The 12,927-nt window shown below is 64.6% G+C and carries 9 protein-coding genes; 7 read left to right on the top strand and 2 right to left on the bottom strand.

Annotated elements, in window-relative coordinates:
• Position 1 precedes the first annotated feature (1 nt).
• The 6 genes from UB31_RS39315 to UB31_RS39290 all read left to right on the top strand — a co-directional run bounded on the left by UB31_RS39315 (position 2) and on the right by UB31_RS39290 (position 6,572).
• Positions 2 to 1,180, top strand: coding sequence for a CgeB family protein (locus UB31_RS39315; RefSeq protein ID WP_045014647.1), 1,179 nt, complete (start codon positions 2 to 4; stop codon positions 1,178 to 1,180).
• Between the two features lie 126 nt (positions 1,181 to 1,306).
• Complete coding sequence (locus UB31_RS39310; protein WP_045014646.1) at positions 1,307 to 1,753, top strand: cupin domain-containing protein; 447 nt, start codon at positions 1,307 to 1,309, stop codon at positions 1,751 to 1,753.
• Positions 1,750 to 2,883: a DegT/DnrJ/EryC1/StrS family aminotransferase gene (locus UB31_RS39305; protein WP_245306150.1), complete on the top strand. Its 1,134-nt coding sequence runs from the start codon at positions 1,750 to 1,752 to the stop codon at positions 2,881 to 2,883. The genes UB31_RS39310 and UB31_RS39305 overlap by 4 nt, the downstream gene beginning before the upstream one ends.
• Positions 2,880 to 3,647, top strand: coding sequence for a class I SAM-dependent DNA methyltransferase (locus tag UB31_RS39300; RefSeq protein ID WP_045014645.1), 768 nt, complete (start codon positions 2,880 to 2,882; stop codon positions 3,645 to 3,647). Before UB31_RS39305 ends, UB31_RS39300 begins: the two co-directional genes overlap by 4 nt.
• Before the next feature lie 20 nt (positions 3,648 to 3,667).
• Positions 3,668 to 4,852: a glycosyltransferase family 4 protein gene (locus UB31_RS39295; protein WP_245306149.1), complete on the top strand. Its 1,185-nt coding sequence runs from the start codon at positions 3,668 to 3,670 to the stop codon at positions 4,850 to 4,852.
• Between the two features lie 85 nt (positions 4,853 to 4,937).
• Complete coding sequence (locus tag UB31_RS39290) at positions 4,938 to 6,572, top strand: tetratricopeptide repeat protein (RefSeq protein WP_082078820.1); 1,635 nt, start codon at positions 4,938 to 4,940, stop codon at positions 6,570 to 6,572.
• On the opposite strand, the gene UB31_RS39285 is transcribed toward UB31_RS39290, so the two are convergent.
• Both UB31_RS39285 and UB31_RS39280 read right to left on the bottom strand, forming a co-directional pair.
• Positions 6,569 to 8,149 carry a lipopolysaccharide biosynthesis protein gene (locus tag UB31_RS39285; RefSeq protein ID WP_045014643.1) on the bottom strand — a complete coding sequence of 527 codons (1,581 nt, stop codon included), beginning with the start codon at positions 8,147 to 8,149 and terminating at the stop codon, positions 6,569 to 6,571. The two genes, UB31_RS39290 and UB31_RS39285, sit on opposite strands and share 4 nt — an antisense overlap.
• A 178-nt stretch (positions 8,150 to 8,327) precedes the next feature.
• Positions 8,328 to 9,026, bottom strand: coding sequence for a hypothetical protein (locus UB31_RS39280; RefSeq protein WP_045014642.1), 699 nt, complete (start codon positions 9,024 to 9,026; stop codon positions 8,328 to 8,330).
• 276 nt (positions 9,027 to 9,302) lie between these two features.
• Here UB31_RS39280 and UB31_RS39275 point away from each other — a divergent pair, with 276 nt between their 5' ends.
• Positions 9,303 to 12,917, top strand: a complete 3,615-nt coding sequence (locus UB31_RS39275) for an autotransporter outer membrane beta-barrel domain-containing protein (RefSeq protein WP_245306148.1) — start codon at positions 9,303 to 9,305, stop codon at positions 12,915 to 12,917.
• Positions 12,918 to 12,927: the final 10 nt, after the last annotated feature.

The raw sequence follows: 12,927 nt of genomic DNA, 5'->3' as shown, positions 1-12,927 counted from the left end.
CGTGCGCATCCTGATCCTCAACGCCGACTATCCGCGCTTCCTCGCCTGGCTCTACCGGCGCCATCCCGGTCTGGAGAACGAGCCTTACGCGGCGCAGATGGCGGCACGAAACGCCAGCCTGTTTGGCGTCGCCGATTTCTACTCGCGCAATTTCGCAGGCCTCGGACACGTCGCCGCCGACATTCATGTCAACAATCCCTGGATGCGGGCGGCCTGGGCACGCGAGCACGGCCTTGCCGTCACCGAGCCGCAACCGCCCGGCGCGCCGGCCGCGCGCGACGCCATTCCCGGCTGGCTGCAACGCAGTGTCGCGCCGTTCAAGCCGATGCTGCGGCCGCTCGCGCGCAAGGTCGGCCTGAGCCCGCGCCTCGACGCGGAGGCGGAGGCGATCCTGCTGGCGCAGATCGAGGACTTCAAGCCGGACCTCGTCCTCAACCAGGATCTGTTTCACGTCGATACGCGCCTGGCGCGCCGGATCAAAGGGATCGGCCGGCCGATCCTGATCGGCCAGGTCGGCATCTCGCCCTCGCGCGGCCAAGACTGGTCGGTCTACGACCTCATGATCTCGCAGATGGCGGCCGTGGTGGATTTCTTCCGTGCCCACGGCGCGCGCGCCGAGGTGGTCCATCTCGCCTTCGAGCCTGACATCGTCGACATACTGCCTCCGCCACCGTCGCAGAGCTTCGACGTCACCTTCGTCGGCGCGGTGTCGGCGGATCATCAAGTGCGCGTCGCGCAGCTCGAGGCGGTGGCACGGCGCTATGATCTGAAGCTGTTCGGCAGCGGCCTGCACACGCTTCCGGCTTCCTCGCCGCTGCACCGCTGCTATCAGGGCGAGGTGTGGGGCGTGGAGATGTACCAGGCGCTTCGCGCCTCGCGGGTCACGCTCAACTCGCACATCGACATGGCCGGCCGCGAAGCCGGCAATGCACGGCTGTTCGAGGCGACCGGCGTCGGCGCGTTCCTGCTCACCGATTTCAAGGACAATCTCCACACGCTGTTTTCTCCCGAGACCGAAGTCGCGGCATGGCGCACGGTCGAGGACTGCCTCGCGATGATCGACCGTTATCTCACTGAGGACGCGGCGCGCCTGTCCATTGCAAAGGCGGGACAGGCCAGGACATTTGCCGCCCACACCTTCCGCCGTCGCGTCGAAGAGATCCTCGCTTTCGTCGGCTAAATCCTGCTGACGGACGCACCGATCGTCATATCCGGTCCACCCTTGACGGTCCCAGCCAAAATGGCCAAAGTGCCGAGCTTGGACGCTATGTCACTCTAATTACAGCGCTTTTTATCGAGGCCCAAGATGGAACACGTCGAACATGTTCGATTCGGCGACCAGCTTTATGCGATCATCGTGCGCGCCTCGTTTCGCGAGCCGGGGATCCACTTTTTTTCGACTCCGGAACTGTCGCAACAGCTCGCCTTCATGAGCCATCCGAAGGGCAAGAGCATCGAGCCGCATCGCCACAACAAGGTGACGCGGGAGGTGCACTACACCCAGGAAGTCCTCCTGATCCAGAAGGGCAAGCTTCAGGTGGACTTCTACACCGTCGAGGAAAAATATCTCGAAAGCCGCGTGCTCGGTGCCGGCGACATCATCTTGCTGTGCAGCGGTGCGCACGGCTTCCACGTGCTCGAGCCGCTCGAGATGGTCGAGATCAAGCAAGGTCCCTATTCCGGCGAGAACGACAAGACCCGGTTTGCCGAAGTCTCCCCGTCCGAAATCCGGATCAAGGGGCCAAACCTGTGACGACGCCTGTGACCGCGCCGTTCATTCCCGTCAACACGCCGCTGCTCGACGGCAACGAGGCTGACTATCTCGCCGAATGCATCCGCACCGGCTGGATCTCGTCGGAAGGACCGTTCATCAAGCGCTTCGAGCAGGCGATGGCCGAGGTCGCCGGACGGCGCCACGGCATCGCAGTGACCAACGGCTCGGTCGCGCTCGACATCGCCGTCCATGCGCTCGGGCTCGAGGAAGGCTCCGAGGTCATCATTCCGACCTTCACGATCATCAGTTGCGCCGCCGCCTTGGTGCGGGCCGGCCTCGTCCCCGTCGGGGTCGACTGCGATCCCGCGACCTGGAACATGACGGTCGAAGGCGTTGAGGCGGCAATCACGCCGCGCACCCGCGCGATCATGCTGGTCCACATCTACGGCCTGCCGGTCGATCTCGAACCGATCCTGGAGCTTGCCCGCAGGCATGATTTGAACGTGATCGAGGACGCCGCGGAGATGCACGGCCAGACCTATCGCGGCGCGCCCTGCGGCAGCTTCGGCGACGTCTCGACCTTCAGCTTCTATCCGAACAAGCATGTCACCACGGGTGAAGGCGGCATGATTCTCACCGACGACGACGCACTCGCCGATCGCCTGCAAGGCCTGCGCAATCTCTGCTTTCAGCCGCAGCAGCGCTTTGTCCACGAGGAGCTCGGCTGGAACGCGCGTATGACCAACCTCCAGGCCGCGCTCGGCGTCGCCCAGGTCGAACGCCTGCCGCGCACGGTCGAGATCAAACGCCGGATCGGCCGGCTCTATGACGAGCATCTCGCCGGCGTCGACCGCATTCGCCGCCCGGTCGCCCGCACCAACTACGCCGACAACATCTACTGGGTCTACGGCCTCGTGCTGAACGACGACGTGCCGTTCGACGCCAAGGAAGCAATGCGGCGTCTCGGCGAAAAGGGCATCGGCACACGGCCGTTCTTCTGGTGCATGCATGAACAGCCGGTGCTGCGCCGGATGGGCATGATGCTCGATGAATCCCATCCGAACGCGGAATACATCGCCCGCCGCGGCTTTTACCTGCCGAGCGGACTTGCTTTGACCGACGACGAGATCGCTCGCTCCGCGCGGGCGCTGAAGGAGATTTTGGCGTGACGGTGTTCGCCGACTACGCGCCCTGGTACGACCTCCTGTATCAGGACAAGGATTACGCGGCGGAGACGACGTTCGTCGAAGCTCGCCTGCGCGACCACGGCGCCGCCCCCGGCAAGCTGCTCGATCTCGGCTGCGGCACTGGCCTGCACGCAATCGCTTTCGCCCGCAAGGGATGGCGCGTTGCCGGCATCGACCTCAGCCATGAGATGATCGCAAGTGCCAAGACGCGCGCCGAGCAGGCCGGGCTCGCGATTCCATTCCGGCAGGGCGACGCCTGCGAGGCAGGCCCCGAACGCGATTTCGATGCGGTCGTGTCGCTGTTTCACGTCGCAAGCTACCAGACCAACCGCGACCGGCTCGAAAAGATGTTTCGCACCGCGCATGCGGCGCTGAAGCCGGGCGGACTGTTCTTCTTCGATTACTGGTATGGCGGCGCGGTGCTGGCGCAGGGCGTCGAGACCCGGGTCAAGGAGATCGAGCAGAAGCCGCTGCGCCTCACCCGTATCGCGCAATCCGACCATGATGAGCAGGCCGCGACCGTCACTGTGAACTACACGCTGTTCTGCGAGGACACGGATCGTGCCACGATCCGACGCGTCGACGAGGCGCACCACATGCGCTACTGGTTTCCGTTCGAGATCGACGCCGCTTTGCAGGCGAGCGGCTTACAGCCTGCCGGTCACTCCGCGTGGCTGACGCAGGATGCGCCGAGCACGAAGAGCTGGGCGGCCTACGCGGTCGCCAGAAAGAGCGTCACGCCGTGAGGCCGCTGCGGCTAGCCGTCATGCTGGAACAGGCGCTCGAAGTCGGCGGTGGCTTCCAGCAGCCGCTCAACGATTTGCTCTGGCTGCGCGACTGGGCGACGCAATCCGGCAACGAGATCGTGGTGTACTCGCCCTACCCCAAGACGCTCGAAATCCTGAAGGAGTTCGGCATCGAGGGGCGGCTGCGCAAGTTCGGCGTTCTCGACCACGTCTTCCTGTTCCTCAAATATTGTGGCCCCTTCGATCTCGTCCAGATCGCGCTAAAGCTCAGATCGCCGTTCGAGCGCGCCCTGATCCGCGACGGCATCGACGTTGTGCATTTCACCTCGACATCGAAGCGGCATTTGCTGCTCTACGAGCTGCCCTTCATCATCACGATCTTCGACGGCTGCCATCGCGACGCGCTGGAGTTTCCGGAGGTCCGGACGTTTGGCGAATTCGAGCGCCGCGAGATCCTGTTCCGCCTGGCAAGCACGAAGGCGGCCGCGGTGATCGTCAATGCGCCCGAGCTCATCGACGATCTCTGCCGTCGCTACGCCATGGAACGGGATCGCGCGGTCTGCATCCCGTTCTCACCCTCGACCTATGTCAGCCAATCGACACCGGAGGCTGCTGCGGACGCGGCGGTGCTGGCAAAGTACCGGCTGGAGCCGAGCTATCTGTTCTATCCGGCGCAGTTCTGGCCGCACAAGAACCACATGACGCTGCTCGCTGCGCTCGCAAACTTGCGCGAGCGGGGCATCACCGAACGGTTGGTGCTGTGCGGCTCGGATCGCGGCGGCCGCAACAAGATCAATGCGGCGATCCGCACCTACGGATTGTCGGACCAAATCTCCATCATCGGCTTCGTCGATTCCGCCGAGCTCGGCGCGCTCTACCGCGGCGCATCGGCGCTGGTGATGCCGAGCTATTTCGGCCCCACCAATTTGCCACCGCTGGAAGCCTGGGCCGTCGGCACGCCCGTCATTTATCCCGAAGCGTTCAAGACGCAGGCCGGCGATGCCGCGATCCTGTTCGACTATGACGACCCGCGCTCGCTTGCGGACGCGATCGTCGATCTACGCACCGACGGCACGCGCGAGCGGCTGCGCACGGCCGGCCAGCTCCGGCTCGCGCAGTTCGCACAGGAGACCGAGGCCGGCCGCCTTCAGTTCGCGCGGCACCTCGTGCGGCTGAAGCATCGGCTGGCGCTGACCACGCGCTGAGACGCTCTACAATTCCGCCTGAAATCTGCTCCTCGCTCGTTCAACAGATGACACGGAACGAATCATCCAATCGGATGGGGCAGGAATGAAAGATCGAACTGGAGAAGCCGCGCTCGCCGGAGCAATGGAAGCTGTTCTGGACCGCGGCAATCATATGATGGATCACGGCGAGGTCGCCAAGGCCGTCGAGGCCTACCGCGAACTCATCACCATCGCTCCCCAATTCGGCCCGGGATATCGCAATCTCGCATTAGCGCTCGAACAAGATGGAGAGCTTGCGGAAGCGCTGTCGGTATGCCGCCATGCGGTTGAGCTCCAGCCCGATGATCTCGAAGCCTATCTGGTCATGGCCAGCCTTTTGCTCAAGCTTGAGCGGACAGACCAGGCGGTTTCGATGTACCAACTTGCAGCTTTGGCAGCGCCTGCGAGGTCCGACGTCCAGGCCAGCCTGGCGGCTGCTTTGGTGCGGCAGGGACGTCTGGATGAGGCGAGCGCGGCGTGCCAAAAGGCAATTGAGCTTTCTCCGCAAAACGTCGGCGCGCATCTCAATCTCGGGATCATTCACAGCAAGAGAGACGATTTCGAAGGCGCGGTCGAGCTATACAGAAAAGCAATCCGGCTCGATCCGAATTCGCCGGAAGTCTCGACGAATCTGAGCATCGCGTTGAGCAATCTAGGCCAAGGCGAGGCGGCCATAGAGGCTTCTCGTCACGCAGTCGATCTTAGGCCTGCCGATCCGATGCTTCACTACAATCTCGCGATGCTTCTCTTGTTGGCTGGTGACCTCAAAGAGGGCTTCCGGGAGTTCGAGTGGAGGCATTCGCATCCCGCGCCGAGGTTCAGGCCCGGAACATTTAAGGTCCCGCGCTGGAGCGGAGAGCGTCGCAACGGCCGAACCCTGTTGATTCATGCGGAGCAGGGACTTGGCGACACTTTGCACTTTGCTCGCTTCGTGCCCGCAGCAGCCGCCACCGAGGGTCCGGTCGTTCTCCAGGTTCAGCCCCAATTGGTTGAGTTGTTGAGAGACAGCCTCGACGTGACCGTGATCTCGCGCAACGAGCCAGAGCCGCCGTTCGACCTGCATGTGCCGCTGATGAGTCTTGCCTACGAGCTTGGTGCCACCATCGAGACGATTCCACCAGCGCGACCGTATCTCGAGGTTGCCCCGGCAAGGATTGCCGAATGGCAACGCAGGCTTGCCAAATACTCCGGCCTCAAAGTCGGAGTCGTTTGGGCAGGAAACCCCGGCCATCTGCACGACCGAAAGCGGTCTCTGCCGGTCGAAGCCCTTTTGCCATGCCTTCAGGTTCCCGGCGTCCAGCTCTTCAGCCTGCAAAAAGAGGTCCGCACGAGCGACCGTCAAGCGCTCGAACGGCTGAAGGACAGCGTCGTTGATTTGGCGCCTCTTCTGACGAACTTCGCGGAGACAGCGGCAGCTGCCAGCGCGATGGATCTCGTGATCACTGTGGATACTGCCGTCGCACATCTGGCAGGCGCACTCGGCAAACCGACCTGGATTCTGCTGCCACATATTCTGGACTGGCGGTGGTTCTATAGGCGGGAAGACAGTCCCTGGTATCCGACCGTTCGCCTATTCCGCCAGCCTCGGCCCGGCGACTGGGAAAGCGTACTCAATCGGCTGCCCGGAGAATTGGGACGGCTCGCGATGCGACCTGAGTTTCGCCAGGAGCACCTCTCAGGCGACATTCCGCGCTACTAGGCCGGCACCAGCGCCCGCAGGCGTTCGCGCAGCGTCGCACTAAGGAGCGGGCTTGCGAGTGCGCCAACCGCGACCAGCCAGATCGCGCATTCCACGACGAAGTGCACGAGCCCGCTCCCCGGCACGAGCCCGATAATCGCCAGCCCGATCAGCCAGCCCGACGCCACGATGGCGACGGCCATGAGCAACAAGAACGCAACGTGCCTGAACGGCTGACGCAAGGTCTGCCGCATGATCACGAGCCCGAGCAGGCCGAACTGAACGAGGATGTCGCTCGCGACCACGGCCAGCGCGGCGCCGAGCGGTCCAAGCCGCGGGATCAGGACGAAGGACAGCACCAGGAAGACGACGAGCTGGAGTCCCTTGGTCCGGATCAGAAGCTCGCCGCGATTGCTGTGATTGGCAAAGACCAGTGCCAGCAGCGAGGGCGCGACCACGGCCGAACCGAGCAGCAGCGTCACCGCAAGCGGCCCGTCATAGGGAATGCTGCCATGGGTCCACAGCGCGAAGAAGTCCGGCCAGAATGGCAGGAGTCCCGCGACGATCAGGCAGGCAAGCCCGGTCACGAACACCGAGCCCTGGGCGTAAAGCCGACGCAGCCGCTCCTTGTCGCCGATCGCATGATCGTGGCCGAGCTCGGCGCCGAGCGGCAGGGTAACCTGGAGACAGAGCCCGCGCACCAGGCTCGCGATCACGCGCGTCAGCCCCCATTGCGCCACCGCGACGCGGTCGGTGACGAGCGCGGAGACCAGCAAGACCGGAACGTTGACGAGCGCGAGCTCGGTGATGTTGGCGACCGCAAACGGCAGCGCGCGGCCGAACTGCCCGATGCTCCAGCGCCAGGACGGCGGCACGAACGTCGACTGGCCGTCACGGCGCAGAAACGGAAACAGGCGTGGCGCATCGAACGCGACGATGAAGATCGTGAACAAAAGCTGCATCGACACGAAGGCGATCGCAACCGCAAGCAGGCTGCCGAAGGTCGCAAGCGCGGCGAGCTGGGCGATCTGGCCGAGCAGCAGCGCGGCATTTTGCAGCCAGACCGTCCGGCCATATTGGCCTCGGACGCGGTAGAGGCCGGAGGCGAGGTTGGCGGGCAAGGTCAGCAGCATGCCGAGCGTCATCACCAGCATCGCGGAATCGATCGTCGGCGTCGCGTGAAAGCCGAGCACCGCTGAGGGCGGTGCGAGATACACGGCCGCGCACAGCACGACGCCCAGCACCGCGACAATGGCGAGATAGATCCGCAGCATGGCGCGATAGAAGCTCGCGGTGCGCCCGTCGCAGTCAGCGCAGGACTTGAATGCGAGAAACCGGTTGATGGCGCGAAGCTGCAATCCCGAATCCGCCACGACGACGAGACTGCCGGCGGCATAGATCGCAAGCCACGCCGCAAGCAAATCGCCGCTCCAGACGTGCAGGAAAGCCGGAATCAGCAGCAGCTGCTGGGTCAGCCCCAGCACCATCTGGACCAGGTTCGCCGACCAGCCATGAATGAGCCGGCGGCCGCGCCCGGCACCGCCGGGTCCGCTTCGACCATCGGCCTTGCCCGGCGCGTCAGTCTGCGTGTCGGTCAAGCCGCATCCTTCCCGGCGAGCGATCGGCCCGGCGCGCCCGATCGGCGATCGAATCCCGCAATGAAGGCCGCCCGTCTGGCGCCATCGGATTGGGGCGTTGAAGCCGCGTCTTAAGGCCGTTGGACAGCTTAGGCAATGGCGTCCGAATTCATCCCCTTCGCGCGACCTGGTTCGGCGCTCAGAGCCCGTCCGACTCGCCGTTCTTCGGCACCGATCGCGGCACGAAGGGCGCAAATGACGTATTGGCTGTGGTCGGCATCGTCAGCTTGCCGTCGGCATCCGCAGGCGCAGTCGCGACTGCGGGCGGGCCGGCAGGCGCAGTCGTTCCGTCCGACCGCTGAAGCGCCAGCACCTCGCTGCGATCGCCTTGCTTGAGCGTCACCTCGCGCGGTTGGACCGAGGTCAGCGACCAGCCGCCCAGCGATTCACCTTGCCGCAGGCGGACCACCTTCTGATCGGTGCGGTTGACGAGGATCGCGATCGCATCGCCCTCGCCCACCACGGCCCCGACCAGCAACAGCGGCGGCGGCGCGTCGACCGGCTTCGGCGGCGCTACGTTGGCCTCTTCGACCGGGGACGCGGCAACCGCGCGCGGCGGTGGTCGGCGCATAGCCGAGAAGATCGGGCGCTCCTGGGTCACGGTCAGCGCCGACAGCGGCACCGACCACAACGGATTGCCACGGGGAGCCGGCTTGCTCGCAGCCTGCGCGGGTCGGGCAATCGGCCTCACTGCGCCGACATCGACGCTCTCTGCGGGACCGCTGGCGGCATCGTCGGACAGGATGTCCATGCGTGACGATGTGGCGGCCACGGTTTCGGCAATGCCGAGAACCGCGCACAGCACAGTCAACCCCGTCGGTCTCAGCCACCCGGACATCAAAATTCCCCTGCGACCGGCGGCCGCGCCAGCGCGCGGGCCAAGCCTTTCGCAGCAAACTAGGCCTGATGCGCCTCGCCTTCAACCCGCACCGGATCTGCTCAGACCCCGCCCTTTTTGTCCCACATGTTGCAACGCATAAAAATGTTGCCCAATGGCCACGATCAATGAAATTGCAAAGGAAACAGGCAGGAACCCTGCGCAAATGGACGTCCGTTCATTGCGGGTCGTCGCGACGCCGTGGGATCATGACGCGGAGCGATTTGAGAAAATCCGATGGCTGGACCGACAATGGCGCGTGAAACGATCGGATGCAGGCTACGCTCCGTCGTCCGCCATTCGCTGGCCACCCTGCTCGCGACCACGGCGCTCGGCGTCGTCGCCGCGCACGCCGTCGACGGCACCTGGACCGGCGCCTCTTCCAACGAGTGGACGGATGGCACCAATTGGACCTCGAATCCGAGCGTGCCGGACGGCACTGCCACCTTCACCAACACTGGCCTGAACAGCGTCACCAGCAGCGGCGTCGTCGATCTCGGCAGCGTGATCTTCACTGCCGCTCCGAACGCCCAAGCCTATACGATCACCACCAACGACATCTTCCTCGTCCACGGTGCCGGCATCTCGAACAATTCGACCAATACCCAGACGTTTACCGTCGGGGCCAGCATGATTTTCCAGAATTCGAGCACCGCGAGCGGAGGTACCAAGGCTGTCACGTACAATGTCGTCGGCGGCTCGATGACTTTCGGCGACACCAGCACCGCGGGTACGGCCATCATCACCAATGGCGGCGATGTCGAGTTCAACGGCAGCAGCAGCGCGGCAAGCGCTGCCATCACCAACAACGCCACGCTCAACTTCAACGAGACGAGCTCGGCTGGTAGCGCCAGCATCACAAACAATGCGGCGGGATTCCTGAGCTTCACCAGCACGACTTCGGCGTCCGCCGCGTCGATTTCCAACGCCGGGACGCTGATCTTCAACGGCTCCGCAACCGCCGGCAACTCCACCATCACGACCACCAATGGCGGCACCACCAGCTTCACCGGCACCAGCACCGGCGGCAGCGCAGTCTTCGTCACCAATGCCGGCGGCACCGTCGATATTTCCGGCCTGACCAACGGCGGCACGACCGCGGGCTCGATCGCAGGCGCTGGCAATTACGTTCTCGGCGCCAACACGCTGACCACCGGCAGCCTCAACACCTCGACCCAGGTCGATGGCGTGATCTCCGGCACCGGCGGCGGGCTGACCAAGGTCGGCACCGGCACGCTGACGCTGACCGGCACCAACACGTATACAGGCGCGACGACGGTCTCGGCGGGAACGCTGGCGCTGTCCGGGTTCGGCAGCCTCTCCTCGTCCAGCGTCGTAACGGTGAATGGAACGTTGGACATTTCCGGTTTGACGCCGTTGGATTCATTCATCACGACGCTGGCCGGCAGCTCGAGCGGCATCGTGCAACTCGGCATCAACAGGCTCGACATCACCAATGGTTCGACCGAGTTCGCAGGTTCGATACAGGGTGCCGGCGGGATCGAAGTTATTGGCGGAACTCTGACACTATCTGGCACCAACACCTATACCGATCCCACCCAGATCCAGGGCGGCGCCACGCTTGCGCTAAAGGGCAACGGCTCGATCGCAAATTCGCTATTTGTCTCATTCGTGCCCGGCTTCGGAGTTGCAACGCTGGATATTTCGCAAACGAATGTGGGCGCCTCGGTCGGCGGCCTTTCTGATTTGCTCAGTTTTGGAGTCGTGGCGCTCGGATCGAAGACGCTAACCATCACCAACGGCGGCCTCTTCGGTGGCGTGATTCAGGACGGCGGCATTGGCGGCGGCGCCGGCGGCAGTATCCTGATCGCGAATGGGGCTACGCAGCAGCTCTTCGGCACCAATACCTACGCCGGCACAACGACGATCGCCGCGGGCGGTGAGCTTGATCTCACTAACTTCGGCGGCACGAACGGCAGCATCGCGACCTCCAGCAGCGTCATCGCCAACGGCTTCTTCGATATTTCGGGACTGACCAACGGCGGCACCTCGATCAAGTCGCTGTCGGGCGCGGGTAACGTCAATCTCGGTGTCAACACGCTGACGATCACCAACGGCAACAGCACCTTCGCGGGCGTCATCGACGACGGCGGCGCCGGCGGTGGCCTCACGATGGCTGGCGGAACGGAAATCCTCTCCGGCGCCAACACCTATACCGGCGCCACCACCGTGAACGGCGGCAGGCTGGAGGTGGATGGCTCCATTGTCAGCGCAAGCACCGTCAATGCCGGCGGCACGCTTGCAGGCTCCGGCACGGTCGGCAGCGTCGCGGTGAACGGCGGTACGCTTGCGCCGGGCAGCACGGCGAACCCGTTCGGACCGCTGACGGTGAACGGCCCCCTCAGCTTCACTTCGGCCTCGACCTATCTCGTGCAGGTCTCCTCCACCAGCGCCAGCCTTACCAACGTCCTTGGCGCAGCCAACCTCGGCAACGCGACGGTGAGTGCGAACTTCATCTCGGGCACGGTCCAGAAGCAGTACAAGATCCTGTCCGCGATCACCGGCTTCGGCGGCACCGCCTTCAATGCGGCCGTCGTCTCCAACATGCCGACCATCAACGCGACGTTGAGCTACGACCCCAACAACGTCTTCCTCAACATCGGTGTCAATTTCACGCCCACCGGCGGCGGCCTCACCATCAACCAGCAGAACGTCGCCAACACGCTGACGAATTTCTTCAACACGACCGGCGGCATTCCTGCCGCCTTCGCCGCGCTGACGCCGGCGGGGCTGACCACCGCCTCGGGCGAGTTCGGCACCGGCATCATCCAGTCCGCGATCAACGCCGACGGCCAGTTCCTCAATTTGATGCTCGATCCGACGGTCGCGGGCCGCAGCGGCGGCTTCGCCAAGGCGGGCCACGTCGCGCAATTCGCCGAGAGCGATGACGCATCGGCCTACACCGCCCCGATGCGCCCCGCCACGCCGCGCGAGCGCGAGGCCTATGCGATGGCGACCAAGGCGCCGCTGCTGTCGTCGCAGCCGAGCAGCCGGTGGAGCGTCTGGTCGGCCGGCTATGGCGGCTCGGCGCAGGTCGGCGGCAATGCCGCGGTCGGCTCGCAGGATTTGACTGCGCGGGTCTGGGGCGGCGCGGCCGGCGCCGACTACAGGATCTCGCTGGATACCCTGGTCGGCTTTGCGCTCGGCGGCGGCGGCCTGAACTATTCGCTCGCCAACGCCATGGGCGCGGGCTCGGCCGATTTGTTCCAGGCCGGTGTCTACGGCCGGCACAATTTCGGACCGGCCTACATCTCGGCCGCGCTCGCCTATGGCTGGCACGACGTCACCACCAACCGCACCGTGGCGCTTGCCGGCGCCGACCAGCTCCAGGGCCGCTACAAGGCCGACACCTTCTCGGCGCGCTTCGAGGGCGGCTATCGCTTCACGACGCCGATGGTCGGCATCACCCCTTACGCGGCGGCGCAGGTCACGAACTTCAACCTGCCCAACTATTCCGAAGTCAGCCTCAATGGCGGCGGCCTGTTCGCGCTGAATTATGCCGCGCAATCGGTGACCGACACCCGCTCCGAGCTCGGCCTGCGCACGGACAAATCCTACGCAATGCAGAACGGCGTGCTGACCCTGCGCGGCCGTGCCGCCTGGGCGCATGACTACGATCCGAACCGCGCCGTCACCGCAATGTTCCAGACCCTGCCGGGCACCAGCTTCGTCGTGAACGGCGCCAAGGTCGATGCCGACTCCGCGCTGGTCGGCGCCAGCGCCGAGATGAAATGGCTGAGCGGCTTCTCGATCGCCGGCACCTTCGACGGCGAGTTCTCCGGCAACGTCACCAGCTATTCCGGCAAGGGCGTGTTCAAGTACAGCTGGTGAGCGCCGCGAC

The sequence above is a fragment of the Bradyrhizobium sp. LTSP849 genome, from assembly GCF_000938255.1.
GTDB lineage: Bacteria > Pseudomonadota > Alphaproteobacteria > Rhizobiales > Xanthobacteraceae > Bradyrhizobium.
The sequence above is the reverse complement of the archived record's forward strand: the minus strand, read 5'-3'. Positions and strand labels throughout refer to the sequence as shown.

Excerpts from the sequence above, each read along its gene's own strand:
- UB31_RS39275 (WP_245306148.1), top strand. The coding sequence starts at position 9,303 with ATGGCTGGACCGACAATGGCGCGTGAAACGATCGGATGCAGGCTACGC.
- UB31_RS39310 (WP_045014646.1), top strand. The coding sequence starts at position 1,307 with ATGGAACACGTCGAACATGTTCGATTCGGCGACCAGCTTTATGCGATC.
- UB31_RS39280 (WP_045014642.1), bottom strand. The coding sequence starts at position 9,026 with ATGTCCGGGTGGCTGAGACCGACGGGGTTGACTGTGCTGTGCGCGGTT.
- UB31_RS39290 (WP_082078820.1), top strand. The coding sequence starts at position 4,938 with ATGAAAGATCGAACTGGAGAAGCCGCGCTCGCCGGAGCAATGGAAGCT.
- UB31_RS39295 (WP_245306149.1), top strand. The coding sequence starts at position 3,668 with ATGCTGGAACAGGCGCTCGAAGTCGGCGGTGGCTTCCAGCAGCCGCTC.